Origin of the sequence: Mesobacillus maritimus (assembly GCF_044803185.1) — a bacterium.
In the GTDB taxonomy this organism is placed as follows: domain Bacteria; phylum Bacillota; class Bacilli; order Bacillales; family Cytobacillaceae; genus Mesobacillus_B; species Mesobacillus_B maritimus_B.
In genome coordinates this window covers 2,492,484-2,511,281 of sequence record NZ_CP085225.1, presented here as the reverse complement: position 1 = coordinate 2,511,281, position 18,798 = coordinate 2,492,484, and the positions used below count along the sequence as shown (strand labels likewise).

Here is an 18,798-nt window from a genome sequence, read left to right as displayed (position 1 = left end):
TTATCCTCTTCTTTCCTTACGTCTATTCATTAAGATGAGCGCAAAAACAGGAGCCCCTATCATTGATGTAATCACACCAATTGGGAGTTCCGTTGGCGATATAATCGTGCGAGCCACTAAATCTGCTAAAATGAGAAATCCACTTCCCGTAAAAATAGACAGCGGTAATAAATGACGATGGTCTGGTCCCCATAATAGCCGTGTTAAATGTGGGATGACGAGTCCAACAAACCCGATCGTCCCAGAAACAGCAACAGCAGCCCCAGTTAATATGGAACCCGCGATAAGGACAAGCATTTTTCTCCTCTGGACATTTACACCAATGTGCTGGGCCCTTTCCTCTCCAAAAGACATAGCATTTATTTCTTTAGCATTCATTAATAAAATGAATGAGCCAATTAAGAAGAATGGGAAGATGATGTTAATGTATTCCCACCCTCGCATCGAGACACTCCCCATGAGCCAGCCAATAATCTGTCTTAATTCATCGCCGGTCAGCGCGATCATCAAGGAAATAAATGCCCCTAAAAACGAGCTAAAAATAATTCCGGTTAAAATAATTGTTTCTACCTTCATTCCTCTGTCAATTCTACGAGCAAAAAATAATACCATCATAATCGTTAAAAAGGCGAAAGCAATACTTAGTATTGGTAGGGTAAACATTCCCGCGAATGGGATGGTCACTCCAAAGAAAAGTGTAATAACCGCACCAACTGATGCACCAGAGGAAACTCCAAGGGTATAGGGATCCGCTAGCGGGTTTCTCAATAAACCTTGAAAGGCGGCTCCCGCAATTGCGAGAGACGCCCCTACTAACCCAGCCAAAATCACCCGTGGCAACCGGATATTCATGACGATATTGCTATGCATAGGATCAATACTATCATTCAGTGAGTAGCGGAAAATTTCAGCACCGATGATTCCGATAATATCCAAGGCAGGCACAGAAACCGTCCCTATGGATATTCCCATTAACATTGCGATCAAAAGAAATACGGAAGCCAGTAGATAAGCTAAATATTTATTGGTTGAAAATTTCCGGGTAAACAGCTTTTGCAATTTCCTCTACTCCTTGAGCAATCCTTGGCCCAGTACGGGTAACCATGTCTGAATCGACATCCACAACCTGCTCGTTTTTAACTGCTGTAATATCCTGCCAGCCGTCTCGACTTACTACATCACTTACAGGATCTCCTGTGTAATATCCATGAGTCGTAATAATGACATCCGGATTTCTTTCGATTACTGCTTCTGGATCCATTTTGGGCCAGCCGTCTTCGCTTACTACGTTCTTAGCGTTAATGATTTGGAGCATTTCATTCATAAAGGTATTAGCGCCAACTGAATAAATTTCAGGAGCTGGTGACACTTCCACAAACACTGTCTTACGATCTGTTTCTTTTATATCTTGGACTTTTGTTTGAATTTCTTCTATCTTTTCCTTCATATCAGCAATGAGTGTTTCTGCCTTATCTAACTCGCCTGTCGCTCTTCCTACCATCAGAATTCCTTCATACACATCCTCTAAGTTTTGTGCATCGTTTACAACCAAAACAGCAATTCCTGCATCTTTTAGCTGCTGTAGACCAGCTTCAGAGTTATGAGCACTCGATGCATGAGCAAGAACAAGATCCGGGGATAAAGATATAATTTTTTCAATGTTAAACTCCATTCCGCCAATCTTTTCTTTTTCCGCCGTTTCTACAGGGAAATTATCAAAGTCAGTAACCCCGACAATTTTCTCTCCCAAACCTAAAGCGTATGTAATCTCTGTATTACTAGGGATTAAAGACACAATTTTCTCTGGCTTCGCTTCAATTACAACCTCATTATCGAGGGCATCCGCTATTGTAAGAGGAAAGGTTGCTTCCTCTTGTTCGCTAGCTTGATTCTCTTCATTTGGGGTTTCGATTGTTGGCTCCTCAGCGCTGTCCCCGCAGCCAGTGAGGATTCCCACCGCCAATAATAAGGCAAATAATAATGTGTAAAGCTTCTTCATCTGTCATTCCTCCATTTGGTAGTCGGGAAATCTCTATTTCTTCCCTTTTTACAAAAAAAAAACATCTCCACTAGAGACATGGAGATGTTTGTATAGGTACTTACGTTTGTATGTAATCCTGCCAAACACCTCCTATCCTCGTAGGTTTGTGGTGCAAAGAATCAGGCAGGTCTCCTGGCTCATGGTCATCGCTCGTTTGCGCCTTCCCATACTTAATGGTACAGTGGCTAATGCAATAAGCTCCCATTTACAGTGGCGGGACCGCGTTGGAATTTCACCAACTTCCCTATTAAGTCTTAAAAAGATACAATCTTTTTGAAAGACACCCATTCTTCAATATGAAATTTTCCGCTAAAAAGAATTATACACCTATAAGGACTTTAATGGACAGACTTTTTTTATTTTTATATAAAAGTGCCTAATTATTCCTCAAAAACACCTAAAATCAGCATTTAAAACAAATAGGGTGATTGCAATAAAGCAATCACCCTAAGGTTTTAGTGTAGTTATTTTAATGGGCCTAAGTGGACTCGAACCACCGACCTCACGCTTATCAGGCGTGCGCTCTAACCAGCTGAGCTATAGGCCCCTAATGTCTAGCTTCGGCTATGGAGCGGGTGATGGGAATCGAACCCACTACATCAGCTTGGAAGGCTGAGGTTTTACCAGTAAACTACACCCGCATTTTATATATATATGAATGGCTGGGCTAGCAGGATTCGAACCTACGAATGACGGAGTCAAAGTCCGTTGCCTTACCGCTTGGCTATAGCCCAATCATCATTATGTATGGGGCGATTGATGGGAATCGAACCCACGAGTGTCGGAACCACAATCCGATGCGTTAACCACTTCGCCACAACCGCCATAATCATTTTATTAGTTATTAATGGTGGAGGGGGACGGATTCGAACCGCCGAACCCGAAGGAGCGGATTTACAGTCCGCCGCGTTTAGCCACTTCGCTACCCCTCCGCATAAAGGTGGCTCAGGACGGAATCGAACCGCCGACACATGGATTTTCAGTCCATTGCTCTACCGACTGAGCTACTGAGCCTTAATATCATACAAATAATTATAAATGGCGGTCCGGACGGGACTCGAACCCGCGACCTCCTGCGTGACAGGCAGGCATTCTAACCAACTGAACTACCGGACCATATTAATTGTTTACAAAAAAATTGGTTGCGGGGGCAGGATTTGAACCTGCGACCTTCGGGTTATGAGCCCGACGAGCTACCGGACTGCTCCACCCCGCGATAATAGTATAGATGAAATAATGGAGGAGGAAAGGGGATTCGAACCCCTGCGCGGTCTGACCCGCCTGTCGGTTTTCAAGACCGATCCCTTCAGCCGGACTTGGGTATTCCTCCAAAAATGCAATAGCGGCGGAGGGAGTCGAACCCACGACCTTTCGGGTATGAACCGAATGCTCTAGCCAGCTGAGCTACACCGCCATATTTTGATTATTTTAGTAATTGGTGGAGCCTAGCGGGATCGAACCGCTGACCTCCTGCGTGCAAAGCAGGCGCTCTCCCAGCTGAGCTAAGGCCCCAAATATTGTTTAAAAAATGGCGCGCCCGAGAGGAGTCGAACCCCTAACCTTTTGATCCGTAGTCAAACGCTCTATCCAATTGAGCTACGGGCGCATCTATGATATCTTACAATGGAGCGGAAGACGGGATTCGAACCCGCGACCCCAACCTTGGCAAGGTTGTATTCTACCACTGAACTACTTCCGCAAATAGGAACTTCATAATAGTAAGAACTTGGTGCGGGTGAAGGGAGTCGAACCCCCACGCCTTGCGGCGCTAGATCCTAAGTCTAGTGCGTCTGCCAATTCCGCCACACCCGCATATTGAAAGTTATTTTCCCAGGGGAGAAAAACTTTTATGAGCCATGAAGGACTCGAACCTTCGACCCTCTGATTAAAAGTCAGATGCTCTACCAACTGAGCTAATGGCTCTTCAAATTTGTTCATTGAAAAGTGGTGCCGGCCAGAGGACTTGAACCCCCAACCTACTGATTACAAGTCAGTTGCTCTACCAATTGAGCTAGGCCGGCATAATGGTAAATTATTTTCGCTGTCGCGAAAAAATTATGGTGGAGGATGACGGGATCGAACCGCCGACCCTCTGCTTGTAAGGCAGATGCTCTCCCAGCTGAGCTAATCCTCCGAAATAAGGTAAATGGTTTTGACTTGTTTAATAATAAGGAAAGTTATTTTCTCTATCGAGAAAAAACTATGGTGACCCCTACGGGATTCGAACCCGTGTTACCGCCGTGAAAGGGCGGTGTCTTAACCGCTTGACCAAGGGGCCATATTTATTAATTAATCTATAAGCCTTTTCAGGCTAGCCTGGCAACGTCCTACTCTCACAGGGGGAATCCCCCAACTACCATCGGCGCTGAGAAGCTTAACTTCCGTGTTCGGCATGGGAACGGGTGTGACCTTCTCGCTATCGCCACCAGACTATTTAATTAAGGAAAGATATTTTGCTTACGCAAAACTTTATTCCCTCAAAACTAGATAATGTGTAAGAAGTAAAAGCAACACTATTTGTATCAATAAATTGGTTAAGTCCTCGATCGATTAGTATCAGTCAGCTCCACACGTCACCGCGCTTCCACCTCTGACCTATCAACCTGATCATCTTTCAGGGATCTTACTAGCTTGACGCTATGGGAAATCTCATCTTGAGGGGGGCTTCATGCTTAGATGCTTTCAGCACTTATCCCGTCCGCACATAGCTACCCAGCGATGCCTTTGGCAAGACAACTGGTACACCAGCGGTGCGTCCATCCCGGTCCTCTCGTACTAAGGACAGCTCCTCTCAAATTTCCTGCGCCCACGACGGATAGGGACCGAACTGTCTCACGACGTTCTGAACCCAGCTCGCGTACCGCTTTAATGGGCGAACAGCCCAACCCTTGGGACCGACTACAGCCCCAGGATGCGATGAGCCGACATCGAGGTGCCAAACCTCCCCGTCGATGTGGACTCTTGGGGGAGATAAGCCTGTTATCCCCGGGGTAGCTTTTATCCGTTGAGCGATGGCCCTTCCATGCGGAACCACCGGATCACTAAGCCCGACTTTCGTCCCTGCTCGACTTGTAGGTCTCGCAGTCAAGCTCCCTTGTGCCTTTACACTCTGCGAATGATTTCCAACCATTCTGAGGGAACCTTTGGGCGCCTCCGTTACATTTTAGGAGGCGACCGCCCCAGTCAAACTGCCCACCTGACACTGTCTCCCACCCCGATCAGGGGTGCGGGTTAGAATTTCAATACAGCCAGGGTAGTATCCCACCGACGCCTCCACCGAAGCTGGCGCTCCGGCTTCCAAGGCTCCTACCTATCCTGTACAAGCTGTACCAAAATTCAATATCAGGCTGCAGTAAAGCTCCACGGGGTCTTTCCGTCCTGTCGCGGGTAACCTGCATCTTCACAGGTACTATAATTTCACCGAGTCTCTCGTTGAGACAGTGCCCAGATCGTTACGCCTTTCGTGCGGGTCGGAACTTACCCGACAAGGAATTTCGCTACCTTAGGACCGTTATAGTTACGGCCGCCGTTTACTGGGGCTTCGATTCAAAGCTTCGCGTGAGCTAACCTCTCCTCTTAACCTTCCAGCACCGGGCAGGCGTCAGCCCCTATACTTCGCCTTGCGGCTTCGCAGAGACCTGTGTTTTTGCTAAACAGTCGCCTGGGCCTATTCACTGCGGCTTTTCAAGGCTTTAACACCCTAAAAAGCACCCCTTCTCCCGAAGTTACGGGGTCATTTTGCCGAGTTCCTTAACGAGAGTTCTCTCGCTCACCTTAGGATTCTCTCCTCGCCTACCTGTGTCGGTTTGCGGTACGGGCACCTTTTATCTCGCTAGAGGCTTTTCTTGGCAGTGTGGAATCAGGAACTTCGGTACTATATTTCCCTCGCTATCACAGCTCAGCCTTCACGGTAACGGGATTTGCCTCGTTACCAGCCTAACTGCTTAGACGCACATATCCAGCAGTGCGCTTACCCTATCCTCCTGCGTCCCCCCATTGCTCAAACGATAAAGAGGTGGTACAGGAATATCAACCTGTTGTCCATCGCCTACGCCTTTCGGCCTCGGCTTAGGTCCCGACTAACCCTGAGAGGACGAGCCTTCCTCAGGAAACCTTAGGCATACGGTGGATGGGATTCTCACCCATCTTTCGCTACTCATACCGGCATTCTCACTTCTAAGCGCTCCACCAGTCCTTACGGTCTAGCTTCAACGCCCTTAGAACGCTCTCCTACCGCGGACATCGTAAGATGTCCACCCACAGCTTCGGTGATACGTTTAGCCCCGGTACATTTTCGGCGCAGAGTCACTCGACCAGTGAGCTATTACGCACTCTTTAAATGGTGGCTGCTTCTAAGCCAACATCCTGGTTGTCTAAGCAACTCCACATCCTTTTCCACTTAACGTATACTTTGGGACCTTAGCTGGTGGTCTGGGCTGTTTCCCTCTTGACTACGGATCTTATCACTCGCAGTCTGACTCCCACGGATAAGTCATTGGCATTCGGAGTTTGTCTGAATTCGGTAACCCGATGAGGGCCCCTAGTCCAAACAGTGCTCTACCTCCAAGACTCTCACTTCGTGAGGCTAGCCCTAAAGCTATTTCGGAGAGAACCAGCTATCTCCAGGTTCGATTGGAATTTCTCCGCTACCCACACCTCATCCCCGCACTTTTCAACGTGCGTGGGTTCGGGCCTCCAGTAGGTGTTACCCTACCTTCACCCTGGACATGGGTAGATCACCTGGTTTCGGGTCTACAACCACATACTTATTCGCCCTATTCAGACTCGCTTTCGCTGCGGCTCCGTCTTCTCGACTTAACCTTGCATGTAATCGTAACTCGCCGGTTCATTCTACAAAAGGCACGCTATCACCCGGCATTTTCCGAAGGAAATATGCACAGGGCTCTAACTACTTGTAGGCACACGGTTTCAGGATCTCTTTCACTCCCCTTCCGGGGTGCTTTTCACCTTTCCCTCACGGTACTGGTTCACTATCGGTCACTAGGGAGTATTTAGCCTTGGGAGATGGTCCTCCCAGCTTCCGACGGGATTTCACGTGTCCCGCCGTACTCAGGATCCACTCAGGAGGGAACGAAGTTTCAACTACAGGGTTTTTACCTTCTCTGACGGGCCTTTCCAGACCACTTCATTTACCCCGTTCCTTTGTAACTCCATGTTGAGTGTCCTACAACCCCAGAAGGCAAGCCTTCTGGTTTGGGCTAATCCCGTTTCGCTCGCCGCTACTCAGGGAATCGCATTTGCTTTCTCTTCCTCCGGGTACTTAGATGTTTCAGTTCCCCGGGTCTGCCTTCAATACCCTATGGATTCAGGTAAAGATACTGTTCCATTACGAACAGTGGGTTTCCCCATTCGGAAATCTCCGGATCAAAGCTTACTTACAGCTCCCCGAAGCATATCGGTGTTAGTCCCGTCCTTCATCGGCTCCTAGTGCCAAGGCATCCACCGTGCGCCCTTTCTAACTTAACCTATGGACGAATTTATTCGTCTCTATTAGACATAAAGTCTATGGTTTCTCTTTTTAATAAAAGAGAGAAAAAAGCGATACAAATGTGTGTTTTACTTTTGCCTTCTTACTTACGATTATCTAGTTTTCAAGGAACAATGTTTTGAGGTGTATTGCTCCCTCAAAACTAAACAAACAAGCGTTCAACAGTGCGGATTTTAAATCCGCTTAGTACGAATCGTAAGATTCGCATTCCGAATGCCCTTACGGCATTATCCTTAGAAAGGAGGTGATCCAGCCGCACCTTCCGATACGGCTACCTTGTTACGACTTCACCCCAATCATCTGTCCCACCTTAGGCGGCTGGCTCTATGCTTACGAAGCAAGTTTGCTCCGCAAACTCTTAGTTACCCCACCGACTTCGGGTGTTACAAACTCTCGTGGTGTGACGGGCGGTGTGTACAAGGCCCGGGAACGTATTCACCGCGGCATGCTGATCCGCGATTACTAGCGATTCCGGCTTCATGCAGGCGAGTTGCAGCCTGCAATCCGAACTGAGAATAGATTTATGGGATTTGCTTGACCTCGCGGCTTCGCTGCCCTTTGTTCTATCCATTGTAGCACGTGTGTAGCCCAGGTCATAAGGGGCATGATGATTTGACGTCATCCCCACCTTCCTCCGGTTTGTCACCGGCAGTCTCCTTAGAGTGCCCAACTGAATGCTGGCAACTAAGGACAAGGGTTGCGCTCGTTGCGGGACTTAACCCAACATCTCACGACACGAGCTGACGACAACCATGCACCACCTGTCACTCTGTCCCCCGAAGGGGAACGCTCTGTCTCCAGAGTTGTCAGAGGATGTCAAGACCTGGTAAGGTTCTTCGCGTTGCTTCGAATTAAACCACATGCTCCACCGCTTGTGCGGGCCCCCGTCAATTCCTTTGAGTTTCAGCCTTGCGGCCGTACTCCCCAGGCGGAGTGCTTAATGCGTTTGCTGCAGCACTAAAGGGCGGAAACCCTCTAACACTTAGCACTCATCGTTTACGGCGTGGACTACCAGGGTATCTAATCCTGTTCGCTCCCCACGCTTTCGCGCCTCAGCGTCAGTTACAGACCAGAGAGTCGCCTTCGCCACTGGTGTTCCTCCACATCTCTACGCATTTCACCGCTACACGTGGAATTCCACTCTCCTCTTCTGCACTCAAGTCCCCCAGTTTCCAATGACCCTCCACGGTTGAGCCGTGGGCTTTCACATCAGACTTAAAGGACCGCCTGCGCGCGCTTTACGCCCAATAATTCCGGACAACGCTTGCCACCTACGTATTACCGCGGCTGCTGGCACGTAGTTAGCCGTGGCTTTCTGGTTAGGTACCGTCAAGGTACCGGCAGTTACTCCGATACTTGTTCTTCCCTAACAACAGAGCTTTACGACCCGAAGGCCTTCATCGCTCACGCGGCGTTGCTCCGTCAGACTTTCGTCCATTGCGGAAGATTCCCTACTGCTGCCTCCCGTAGGAGTCTGGGCCGTGTCTCAGTCCCAGTGTGGCCGATCACCCTCTCAGGTCGGCTACGCATCGTGGCCTTGGTGAGCCGTTACCTCACCAACTAGCTAATGCGCCGCGGGCCCATCTGTAAGTGACAGCCGAAACCGTCTTTCAGCATTCCCCCACGCGGGGGAATGAATTATCCGGTATTAGCCCCGGTTTCCCGGAGTTATCCCAGTCTTACAGGCAGGTTGCCCACGTGTTACTCACCCGTCCGCCGCTAATCTTTGGGAGCAAGCTCCCTCAGATTCGCTCGACTTGCATGTATTAGGCACGCCGCCAGCGTTCGTCCTGAGCCAGGATCAAACTCTCCAATAAAATGTAGAGTGATTAGCTCTTAAAATAAAACGTTGGCTCATGTTTTTCTATATTAATAGAAGAAACATAATAAATATTGTTTGTTGACGCTTGTTTGTTTAGTTTTCAAAGAACAATTCTTTATATCGCTACTCAGAAGCGACATTTGTTATATTACCATGCTCACAAAATTAAATCAACAACTTATTTAAAAAAATTCAGTGACCAATTTTTCAAGTGATGAAACCCTTTTTTAACCATTATCTGTTCCGTTGTCGGTAACAACGAGGTATTTAATATACAACACGAGAACAGCAACAGTCAATACTATCCGAATAAATTATTTCAATAGAATAACCGGTAAAATAATCGGTAATTTATATAAGCAACTAAGTTCATTTATATTTTTATTTAACACATACATTTTCGATATAATCGGAAACTATTTATTGTTAAAAGAAAATTGCAGCCAACCTTTATACCACTACCACATATATTGAAATTATAAGACTTTTCATTATTATGTTACATAATTAAATGATATAATTAGTTTAGTTACATTAAATTGCCCTAATTTTAATATATAGATGGAGGACGATCTTATTGATTGATAATGCTGTTACAACAGATGTGATTGTTTTACTTGCCGGTATCCTTTTAATTGTTGGCGTCTTAACCACGAAATTTTCTTCACGCCTCGGCGTGCCCTCTCTTGTTCTCTTCATGATGGTTGGTATGGCGATGGGAAGCTTTATTTATTTTGATAACGCTAAAATAGCACAAATGATTGGGGTACTAGCACTAGTTATTATCCTGTTCGAAGGTGGAATTCAAACTAACTGGTCCTCCCTACGACCGGTAATTTTCCCTTCTCTCTCATTAGCGACATTTGGCGTCTTAATTACTTCAGGTATTGTAGCAATCGCAGTGAAATTTATACTTGGGTTTGGATGGCTTGAATCGATTCTCTTTGGTGCTATTATTGGTTCAACGGATGCCGCCGCAGTTTTTGCGGTCCTTAAAGGACAAAATATTAAGCCAAGATTGGGTGCAACATTGGAAGCTGAATCTGGATCAAACGATCCTATGGCAGTATTTTTAACTGTCGCGATGATTGAGTTGATTACCAGCCCAGACTTAAGCATTTTTTCTTTAATTGGATCATTTTTCGTCCAGATGTTTGTCGGTGTCATTTTAGGTTTAACCTTCGGAAAATTAGCCGTATGGGGATTGAATCGTATTAATCTTGATGCTGGAGGTCTTTATCCTGTATTTGCGACAGCCTTTGCCCTCCTCACCTATGGAATTACTGCCTTTTTCCAGGGAAGCGGTTTACTAGCCGTCTACATTTCTGCAATAATCATCGGAAATTCAGATATTGCATTTCGACATTCCATTTTCCGTTTTTCAGAGGGTTTAGCTTGGATGATGCAAATTACGATGTTCGTGATTCTAGGGCTACTCGTATTTCCAAACGAATTATTTACTGCCGGGAATTTACTTAATGGCATTCTAATTTCTGTAATCCTTATCCTTGTAGCAAGACCTGTTGCTGTTTATCTCTCAACTATTAAGATGAACTACAATCATAGAGAACGCATTTTTCTATCGTGGGCTGGGTTAAAAGGTGCTGTCCCAATTGTGTTGGCAACTTTCCCGTTACTAGCCAACATTGATGGAAGCTCCGAAATTTTTAATGTCGTCTTTTTCGTTGTCTTAATCAGTTGTTTAATTCAAGGATCCACAATCACTCAATTAGCAGAGAAACTTCATTTAGTTGGACCAAAGTTGTCAGAGCCAACACATTCCTTAGAGTTGATCTCATTAGGCAAAGCAGACGCTGAAATGCTCGAATATCGAATGGAAACAGACGCTGAAATTGTTGGCATGAGTTTGTTGGATATTCCTTTCCCAGCTGGCTCACTTGTCAATGCCATTATTAGAAAGGATAAGCTAATCCCCCCGACCGGGAATACAGTTTTAGAGGGTGGCGATTTTCTGTATATCCTTGCCCCTCGAAAGCAGAAAAAAGTCATTAAAGAACTTCTTTCAAAAAAGAAAGACGTGAGTACAGAACAAGTTGGTTAATTAAAGCCAGTAACACTTCCAAAGTGTTGCTGGTTTTTTATTATAGCTATCCATTACTAGTCGGCCTTTTTATTTCTATTCTTTAAAATGATAAAATATAGAAAACATTGTTGAGGTGATAAGGTGAAGTATCGGAGATTAGGTAAAACTAGCTTGAAGGTCTCAGTAGTGGGCATAGGGACATGGCAATATGGTGGTGAATGGGGCAAAGATTTTACACAAAATGAAGTGAATCAAATTTTAGATCAGGCACAAGAATCAGGAATTAACTTTATTGATACCGCTGAATGTTATGGGGATCACCTTTCTGAGCGTTTTATCGGCGAATTTCTTAGTCGAAGAAAACGCGAAGATTGGATTATAGCCACAAAGTTCGGTCACCAATTCCATGGGCACTTAGATCGCTCAAGACATTGGCAACCAGACGAGGTAATCAAACAGCTAGACTCTTCTCTAATGGCATTGAAAACTGAATACATAGATCTTTACCAAGCTCACTCGTGCTCCGATGAAGAATTTAACAATGATGACCTGTGGACAATGCTAGATAAACAGATTCAAGCAGGAAAATTCGTCATCTCGGGTTATCTCTTAAAACAAATCATGAGACCTTTCAAACGGAGCGTGCCACAGAATATAATATAAAGGCCCTTCAAGTGGTTTATAACCGTTTAGACAAGGCGCCGGAGGAAGGAATCTTTCCTTCTGCTAAGGCTCAGGATTTAGGCGTCCTTTCTCGCGTCCCGTTAGCGAGTGGGTTTCTAAGTGGCAAATATAAGCCAGGAGCGTCCTTTGAAAAAAATGATGTCCGTTCAAGAGAAGAGGATGCGAAAATACAAGCAATCTTAAAGGAAGTTCTGGAGATTTCTCAAACTGAGGTGCCAAAAGATGTTCCGATGGCAGCCTGGGCTCTGGCGTGGTGCTTAAAACACCCTGCAGTTACTAGCGTAATACCTGGATGTAAAAACCCAGAGCAAGTCATAGCTAATGCCAAAGCTGCAGATTTAGTGTCAAGTGAGCATCCACAAAATCTCTAGGTATATCAATAAAATAAAACAAAATTTTTTTCGACAAAAAAAACCACTAGTATTCTTTTAAATCCTTGTTATAATGATTTAAGATTTACTGAATAATTCATTGTAAAAGGTGGGCATTATGGGAAAGACTACTTGTAGGTATGTAATTAACGCTTTAGGCAAAGGTGGAGAAACCTACTATACCCATTGCAAAGATAAAGCAGAAGTTAAACAGTGGTTAGCTGAGCATGAGCATAGACTATCAATGAAAGATGTAAAGGTCATTGATAAAAATAAACACCCACTCTTGAATTGGTTATCCTTTCGATTTTAAAAAAAGACGAGTAAGAGGCCGCATTCCATTTGGATTGCGGCTTTTGGATTTTGTTATTTCCCTATAAACATTTGCGTCCAGTGATGTCCTGAAGAGTCATATCCTACCCCAATATGGGTAAAGTCTGAACTAAGAATATTCTTACGGTGTCCTGGGCTATCCATCCAAGCCTTGACAACCTCCTGTGGAGTTGGCTGTCCTTGAGCAATATTTTCTCCCGCTGTCTTATAGCTAACACCTTGGTCACGCATCATATCAAATGGTGATCCATGCGTTGGACTTGTGTGTGAAAAATATCCGTTTTGGCGCATGTCTTCCGACTTCATTTGGGCTACTCCACTTAATTGAGTATCTGCTTGTAAAGCTGGCAAACCATTTTGTTTACGCTGCTCATTTGTTAAATCAATAACCTGTTGAGCAGCCTGACTAATACCTGCTGGCGCCTGCTGTTGTTGTTGTTCTTGTTTTGGTTGAGCTGGTTCCGGTTGATTTTGTTGTTCTTGTTTTGGTTGTGCTGGTTGAGCAGGTTCCGGTTGATTAATTGGAGCCTGTTGCCCAGTTTGCCCTTGTTGCGCATTATTTGGTGTAGCCGGCTGCTGCTGAGTGTCGTTTCTTTGTGCTCTCTCATCACCGCCATGGGCATGGTGACGTTCACCTCGACCAATCGGTACATATTGATACTTAGCCTCTCTTACTAAGATGGCTCTTGTATGAGGATAATTTTTACTCGTTTTATTTGTCTTATAGCTGGAGATGTTCATCTCGTTATTCTTGTTATTAGGCTTGTTATTTGAGTTTCCCCCATATAAATTAACATCATTTTCCCCGTCGGCTCGATAATTATCGATACCATTTCCACGGTTATTTGACTGAATTGTATTCCCATTTCGTCTCGTTCCGGTAAAATTTAAATCTCCCGGTTCCTTTTCGTAGTCCTCTGTTAGCGGACCATTATTATCAATGCCATCTCGGTCTTGTCCAAAATTTCTGTTATCGACACGCCCATTATTCCCCAGAATCCCCATCTGACTTCCTGTACCCGATGTTCCTACTTGATTGTTTTGATTGTTTCCTGTTGACTGATTAGCATCATTAGCACCACAACCAACAAGACCTAACATCAAAACACTCGTTGCTATTAGTCCAAGCTTTTTACTTTTCAAATTGGTCTTACCCCCTTTTACATTTATCCCTCTTATTTTTCTTTATATCGCCGAAAATATAGGTGGGAATATAATGAAAGGCGCACTAATAATTGCTATTCGAACTATTTTTCCTGTACATTATACATATTACTGTTGAAAGGTGGATCGGTCCTTGCTCATCTCACATCCCTATATAAAAATACAACGAAAAATCATGGACAATGCTCAACACCTTATCGAAACAGAAGAATACTTAACGCTTTATTACGATAGTGTTGAAAGCGAATCAGACTATTTCCGTCTTTGTGATATTTTAGATATTTCATTTAAATCAATAACTACCAATAGTGGATTTTTATATCTCCATACAACTAGGGGTGTCTTCCCTTTTCACACTAAGTCTAATCCCCAAAATTTTATCCATACTTATAAAAATTTAAAAGAGCATGGATTGGGCTAACTCCGTGAAAATAAATACCCCATTCCACAATGGAATGGGGTGGTTAGTATTTAAAAAAACCTTTTTTTTCCTCTGTCTTCCTTTAAAATCTCAACTGCTTCACGGAACCTTTGTGAGTGAACTATTTCTCGTTCGCGTAGGAATCTTAATCCATCATTTAAATCTGGATCATCTGACATATCGATAATCCATTGATAGGTTGCTCTCGCCTTCTCCTCTGCAGCAATATCCTCATACAAATCCGCTATTGGGTCGCCTTTAGCCTGGATATACTCTGCCGTAAAAGGATTCCCCCCGGCATTTTGATAAAATAAAGCACTATCATGATTCACATAGTGTTCAGCTAAACCGGCTGCTTTCATCTGTTCCGGAGTTGCATCTTTCGTTAATTTATAAATCATCGTGGCAATCATCTCAAGATGAGCAAACTCCTCTGTCCCAATATCATTAAGGAGCCCAATGACCTTATCTGGTATCGTGTATCGTTGATTTAGATACCTTAAAGCAGCAGCCAATTCCCCGTCTGCCCCTCCATATTGCTCAATCAAATATTTCGCAAGCGTTGGATTACATGTACTGACTTTTACGGGGTATTGTAACTTTTTTTCATAAATCCACATTGAATGGCCTCCTTACCTATTAAGTGTTAAGTATTCCTGCGATAAAATTTACCTCAAATTTGCCATGGCCACGGCGCTGAGCCCCAGCTCCAATTCGCATCAGTATAACTATTCCCGAAGTGCTGAAGGGGGCCATATCTTGCTTCAAATTCCGATTTTAGCTTTTTTGAATACTGTGTATATTGATTAAATTGCTGCATGGCTGCCTGGTCTTGGGGATGGGTGTCTAAGTAAAGATTCAACTCAAGAATCGCAAAGTCAACGGCCTGAATTTCCTCTAGCCGCTGATAGTAATCTTGTGGAAGCTGTTTTTGTTTCATCAATTTCCCCCTCTTTTCGCTTCATATGGATTTTCGTAATATTCATAAAAAGCTGGCCATAACGTTCCGCGATATAGCGCTTCTCTTGGAGAAAATTGCTGCATATTTGGTGGTTGAAATCCGATATAAAGTTGCGGTGGTGTCCAATAGTACTTAACCCCAATCGGTCGACAAGGATCAAATGGGCTGTGAAAAGGCTGATATGCCTTAATGTTAGTAAACTGAGCCTTCGGTTGTTGCTCGGACACGAAGCGGCACCCCTTCCTATTTCTCAATCAATGCATTATACACACAGACAGATTGTCTATATGACCAAATAAAAAAAGAAGCAACTATTATTTTATTTGAAAAATCAGAAATCAAAAGGAAAAGAAGGAAGGTTCAGCGAATATAAGATGAAATAACAACCTTAATCTGATTATGGAGGTGGATGAAACAGATGCTTCAGGCTGAGAAAATTGAGCGGAATAATCCGCTAGATGCCATAGAGTTTTATTTTCAAAAAGGTTGGACAGATGGCCTTCCGATTGTTCCCCCAACTGAGGAAAGAATTTATGAAATGTTAGCAAGCGTAAACATGGATCCCGATATCATCGTGGGTTCGATACCAGAGCGTGGTCGTGTTTTCACCGCTGAACTGGTTGCCATTAATGCTGTCATGGCCGGTTGTTTACCAGGATACTTTCCAGTAGTCATGGCTGCCGCACAAGCCATATCAGAACCAGATTTTGGTTTACATGGACCAAGTGCGAGTACGCATGGCGCAGCTATTATGATTGTTGTGAATGGTCCTATCGCCAAGCAAATTGGCTTAAACGACGGCGCAAATGCACTAGGACCAGGTAACCGCGCAAACGCAACAATAGGTCGCGCCCTCCGACTTTTAATGATCAATGCCGGTGGCTCCCCCGACTTCGACAGGTCGACACTTGGAACACCTGCAAAATTTAGTTTCTGTTTTGCGGAAAAAGACACCGATTGGGAACCACTTCATGTACAACGAGGATATAAAAGAAACGAAAGCACGGTGACCGTTTTTGCTTGTGAAGGACCAAATCAAATTCAAAATCACAGTGCTCTTAAAGGGCAAAGCATCCTAAGGACGATGGCTGATCGAATGTCGCCTCTAGGTAGCTTTAATATTGCAAGTGAAACAGAAATGGCTGTCATTCTTTGTCCAGAACATTACCAGCACCTAAACAAAGAAGGATGGACAAAAGAAACCGTCCAGCAATTTCTATTTGAACATGCTGTAAAAACTGTAAGTGAAATGAAGAAAGGCGGAATCATTGAAGAAGCCATTTTACCTAATGATGATAATGTATACAAACATGCAGTCCCCTCTCCTGACCATATTTTGCTGATGGTTGCTGGGGGTGAAGCTGGGAGATTTTCCGCCTGCATGCCAGGATGGTTTAGTTACAAACAGTCGAAAGCGGTTACAAAATCCATTAAAGCGGCAACTGGATTCACTTGAAGTGAATGTTAATAATCAATCCGTGTGATTGATTTTAAAAAGAGAAGGGAGATATAAACATTGAGCATTATCGTGTATAACCCTACAAATGGCCCTAGTGTAAAGAGTAAAAACATGGCGAAGCGGCTCCATTCTTTAGAAAACAGTGTGATTGGATTAATTGATAATGGTAAAAAAAATTCTAATGTTGTTGTTGAACGAGCGGCTTTCGGATTAAAAAGAAAATATAAGGTTAAAGATATTTACATCCATAATAAAAAATCCTTCTCACATGGACTGAATCAAGAGGAAGCAAAGATGCTGGCCGAAAAATGTGATTTTATCATCACTGGGGTTGGGGATTGAGGGTCATGTAGCTCGGGCAGTTTGCTCGACGGAATTATTATGGAGGAACTCGGTATCCCAACAGCTGTTATCGTCACTACACCATTCATTGCCTCAAGTAAAGCAATGGCAGTCTCTCAAGGAATCCCTGATTATCCTTTTACAACGATTCCTCATCCTATTGCAGCAACTGAAGTAACTGTCTTACATGAGTGGGTTGACAAAATAACCGATGAAATTGAGAAGATTCTTTTAAATGGATAGTTAAATTAACAACTCATAGGATATTAATGCCAGTTTATTGTTCATCAGTCTAAGGATTAAAATCTGCACCGTGGATAATCTAGTAGTGAAAAACTTTAAGTAAAGGAGATTACAACATGACTCAATCTCAAAGCCAGCGAGAAAGATTTTGGAGAGAACGAAAACAAGAACAAAATCCGCATGGAAAAGTAAAATCCTTTGAACAGCTTGCAGAAGAAGTAGGGAAAACTGAAAAAAGCAAACGGTCATAAGGAAAAATTAAACACTGAAGTTATAACCCGCCAGTTTGGTGGGTTATTTTTATGAAGAATTATTTCTAGAATTTATTGAACATTCACACAAACTTAGATATAGTATCCATATGACTTTTCAACTGGGTGAGGTGGACTTGATGCGGCCAATATTATTAGGAATCTTAGCAGCGTTATTTTTTGCTGTCACGTTTGTTGTAAACCGGGCGATGGATCTGGCTGGAGGTAGTTGGATTTGGAGCGCTTCTCTCCGATACATATTTATGGTTCCTTTTCTAATCATCATTGTATTAGTACGTAAAAACCTTCGGCAGCTGTTATCGGTTATGAAAGAACAACCTAAAAGCTGGTTAGTATGGAGCTTTGTTGGATTTGTGTTATTTTATGCTCCCTTGTGCTTTGCAGCTGCTTATTCTCCTGGCTGGTTGATTGCAGGAACGTGGCAAATCACAATCATTTCAGGCTCACTCCTTGCCCCACTCTTTTGGGTCAGCATTGGGGGCAAAAGGGTAAAAGGGAAAATTCCCCTTAAAGGGCTATTGATGTCGATGATCATCCTTCTTGGAATCATCCTCATGCAAATTGAACATGCTCAATCCATTCCTATCGCTATTGTAATTATGGGAATACTGCCAGTTCTCATCGCTTCCTTTGCTTATCCACTAGGAAATCGAAAAATGATGGAAATTTGTGATGGTCGTTTGGATGCCTATCAACGTGTTCTTGGGATGACCCTAGCTAGCCTGCCGTTTTGGTTTCTATTATCAATTTATGGGTTATTTACCGTTGGAGCTCCTTCACTGCAACAAAGCATACAGTCACTAATTGTTGCGATTTCCTCTGGGGTTATTGCAACCATACTATTCTTTATGGCTACTGATTTGGTAAGAGGAAATATGCAGAAGTTAGCTGCCGTAGAAGCAACACAATCCATCGAAGTCCTATTTGCACTAGCTGGGGAAATCATCATTCTTTCCCTTCCGATTCCTACTCCACTTTCCTGGGTGGGTATGATAGTGGTGATTCTAGGTATGGTCATTCATAGCTATTTCTCTAGAAATAAAAAAGAGCCTGTAACCTCAACAATTAATGCCTAGTTTAACATCAAAAGAGGCCTACATTGAAGTAGGCCTCTTACTGTTAATTGGATATT

At 43.9% G+C, this 18,798-nt stretch carries 13 protein-coding genes, 18 tRNA genes, 3 rRNA genes, 1 pseudogene and 1 riboswitch; of the genes and pseudogenes, 8 read left to right on the top strand and 27 right to left on the bottom strand.

Features of this window, described 5'->3' with window-relative positions; all coding sequences use genetic code 11:
* From LG336_RS12100 to LG336_RS11990, 23 genes are all read right to left on the bottom strand, one after another.
* Positions 1–1,059: a FecCD family ABC transporter permease gene (locus tag LG336_RS12100; RefSeq protein WP_404332756.1), complete on the bottom strand. Its 1,059-nt coding sequence runs from the start codon at positions 1,057–1,059 to the stop codon at positions 1–3.
* Complete coding sequence (locus LG336_RS12095) at positions 1,022–1,999, bottom strand: ABC transporter substrate-binding protein (protein WP_404332755.1); 978 nt, start codon at positions 1,997–1,999, stop codon at positions 1,022–1,024. The genes LG336_RS12100 and LG336_RS12095 overlap by 38 nt, the downstream gene beginning before the upstream one ends.
* Positions 2,000–2,145: 146 nt before the next feature.
* Positions 2,146–2,344: riboswitch (cobalamin riboswitch) on the bottom strand.
* Between the two features lie 170 nt (positions 2,345–2,514).
* Positions 2,515–2,588: transfer RNA gene (locus LG336_RS12090), tRNA-Ile, on the bottom strand.
* A 20-nt stretch (positions 2,589–2,608) separates the two neighbouring features.
* A tRNA-Gly gene (locus LG336_RS12085) sits at positions 2,609–2,682 on the bottom strand.
* Positions 2,683–2,700: 18 nt separating this feature from the next.
* Positions 2,701–2,775: transfer RNA gene (locus LG336_RS12080), tRNA-Gln, on the bottom strand.
* Between the two features lie 14 nt (positions 2,776–2,789).
* A tRNA-His gene (locus LG336_RS12075) sits at positions 2,790–2,865 on the bottom strand.
* A 24-nt stretch (positions 2,866–2,889) separates the two neighbouring features.
* Positions 2,890–2,973, bottom strand: a tRNA-Tyr gene (locus LG336_RS12070).
* 9 nt (positions 2,974–2,982) lie between these two features.
* A tRNA-Phe gene (locus LG336_RS12065) sits at positions 2,983–3,055 on the bottom strand.
* A gap of 25 nt (positions 3,056–3,080) precedes the next feature.
* Positions 3,081–3,157 (bottom strand) — tRNA-Asp (locus tag LG336_RS12060).
* A 23-nt stretch (positions 3,158–3,180) separates the two neighbouring features.
* Positions 3,181–3,257: transfer RNA gene (locus tag LG336_RS12055), tRNA-Met, on the bottom strand.
* A gap of 21 nt (positions 3,258–3,278) precedes the next feature.
* Positions 3,279–3,371 (bottom strand) — tRNA-Ser (locus tag LG336_RS12050).
* Between the two features lie 10 nt (positions 3,372–3,381).
* Positions 3,382–3,455: transfer RNA gene (locus LG336_RS12045), tRNA-Met, on the bottom strand.
* Between the two features lie 22 nt (positions 3,456–3,477).
* A tRNA-Ala gene (locus LG336_RS12040) sits at positions 3,478–3,553 on the bottom strand.
* A 17-nt stretch (positions 3,554–3,570) separates the two neighbouring features.
* Positions 3,571–3,647: transfer RNA gene (locus LG336_RS12035), tRNA-Arg, on the bottom strand.
* A gap of 18 nt (positions 3,648–3,665) precedes the next feature.
* Positions 3,666–3,740 (bottom strand) — tRNA-Gly (locus tag LG336_RS12030).
* Between the two features lie 28 nt (positions 3,741–3,768).
* A tRNA-Leu gene (locus LG336_RS12025) sits at positions 3,769–3,853 on the bottom strand.
* 38 nt (positions 3,854–3,891) lie between these two features.
* Positions 3,892–3,964, bottom strand: a tRNA-Lys gene (locus LG336_RS12020).
* A 22-nt stretch (positions 3,965–3,986) separates the two neighbouring features.
* Positions 3,987–4,062 (bottom strand) — tRNA-Thr (locus LG336_RS12015).
* A 37-nt stretch (positions 4,063–4,099) separates the two neighbouring features.
* A tRNA-Val gene (locus LG336_RS12010) sits at positions 4,100–4,175 on the bottom strand.
* A 69-nt stretch (positions 4,176–4,244) separates the two neighbouring features.
* Positions 4,245–4,319 (bottom strand) — tRNA-Glu (locus LG336_RS12005).
* Positions 4,320–4,355: 36 nt separating this feature from the next.
* Positions 4,356–4,471, bottom strand: a 5S ribosomal RNA gene (rrf, locus tag LG336_RS12000).
* A 100-nt stretch (positions 4,472–4,571) separates the two neighbouring features.
* A 23S ribosomal RNA gene (locus LG336_RS11995) occupies positions 4,572–7,528 on the bottom strand.
* 259 nt (positions 7,529–7,787) lie between these two features.
* Positions 7,788–9,367 (bottom strand): 16S ribosomal RNA (locus tag LG336_RS11990).
* Together the 16S, 23S and 5S rRNA genes with 18 tRNA genes alongside form the textbook arrangement of a ribosomal RNA operon.
* A 582-nt stretch (positions 9,368–9,949) precedes the next feature.
* Here LG336_RS11990 and LG336_RS11985 point away from each other — a divergent pair.
* The 3 genes and pseudogenes from LG336_RS11985 (at position 9,950) to LG336_RS11975 (ending at position 12,784) form a co-directional block, all read left to right on the top strand.
* Complete coding sequence (locus tag LG336_RS11985) at positions 9,950–11,434, top strand: potassium/proton antiporter (RefSeq protein ID WP_404332754.1); 1,485 nt, start codon at positions 9,950–9,952, stop codon at positions 11,432–11,434.
* A 123-nt stretch (positions 11,435–11,557) separates the two neighbouring features.
* Positions 11,558–12,471 (top strand): annotated as a pseudogene (locus tag LG336_RS11980) (aldo/keto reductase).
* A gap of 118 nt (positions 12,472–12,589) precedes the next feature.
* Positions 12,590–12,784, top strand: a complete 195-nt coding sequence (locus LG336_RS11975) for a hypothetical protein (RefSeq protein WP_404332753.1) — start codon at positions 12,590–12,592, stop codon at positions 12,782–12,784.
* A gap of 53 nt (positions 12,785–12,837) precedes the next feature.
* Here LG336_RS11975 and LG336_RS11970 read toward each other — a convergent pair whose 3' ends face one another.
* Complete coding sequence (locus tag LG336_RS11970; RefSeq protein WP_404332752.1) at positions 12,838–13,947, bottom strand: CAP domain-containing protein; 1,110 nt, start codon at positions 13,945–13,947, stop codon at positions 12,838–12,840.
* 154 nt (positions 13,948–14,101) lie between these two features.
* Between LG336_RS11970 and LG336_RS11965 the strand changes: the two genes are divergently transcribed.
* A complete protein-coding gene (locus LG336_RS11965) occupies positions 14,102–14,389 on the top strand; it encodes a hypothetical protein (protein WP_404332751.1) in 288 nt (95 codons plus the stop codon).
* Between the two features lie 50 nt (positions 14,390–14,439).
* On the opposite strand, the gene LG336_RS11960 is transcribed toward LG336_RS11965, so the two are convergent.
* The 3 genes from LG336_RS11960 to LG336_RS11950 are packed head-to-tail and all read right to left on the bottom strand — an operon-like array spanning position 14,440 to position 15,577.
* Complete coding sequence (locus tag LG336_RS11960; RefSeq protein WP_404332750.1) at positions 14,440–15,009, bottom strand: manganese catalase family protein; 570 nt, start codon at positions 15,007–15,009, stop codon at positions 14,440–14,442.
* 53 nt (positions 15,010–15,062) lie between these two features.
* A complete protein-coding gene (locus LG336_RS11955) occupies positions 15,063–15,329 on the bottom strand; it encodes a spore coat protein CotJB (protein ID WP_404332749.1) in 267 nt (88 codons plus the stop codon).
* Complete coding sequence (locus LG336_RS11950) at positions 15,329–15,577, bottom strand: spore coat associated protein CotJA (protein WP_404332748.1); 249 nt, start codon at positions 15,575–15,577, stop codon at positions 15,329–15,331. Before LG336_RS11950 ends, LG336_RS11955 begins: the two co-directional genes overlap by 1 nt.
* A 182-nt stretch (positions 15,578–15,759) precedes the next feature.
* On the opposite strand from LG336_RS11950, the gene LG336_RS11945 reads away from it, so the two are divergent.
* The 4 genes from LG336_RS11945 (at position 15,760) to LG336_RS11930 (ending at position 18,742) form a co-directional block, all read left to right on the top strand.
* A complete protein-coding gene (locus LG336_RS11945) occupies positions 15,760–16,806 on the top strand; it encodes a hypothetical protein (protein WP_404332747.1) in 1,047 nt (348 codons plus the stop codon).
* 60 nt (positions 16,807–16,866) lie between these two features.
* Positions 16,867–17,394, top strand: coding sequence for a UGSC family (seleno)protein (locus tag LG336_RS11940; RefSeq protein ID WP_404332746.1), 528 nt, complete (start codon positions 16,867–16,869; stop codon positions 17,392–17,394).
* A 116-nt stretch (positions 17,395–17,510) separates the two neighbouring features.
* A complete protein-coding gene (locus LG336_RS11935) occupies positions 17,511–17,645 on the top strand; it encodes a DUF6254 family protein (protein ID WP_404332745.1) in 135 nt (44 codons plus the stop codon).
* 140 nt (positions 17,646–17,785) lie between these two features.
* A complete protein-coding gene (locus LG336_RS11930) occupies positions 17,786–18,742 on the top strand; it encodes a multidrug resistance efflux transporter family protein (RefSeq protein ID WP_404332744.1) in 957 nt (318 codons plus the stop codon).
* The last annotated feature ends 56 nt before the right edge of the window (positions 18,743–18,798 follow it).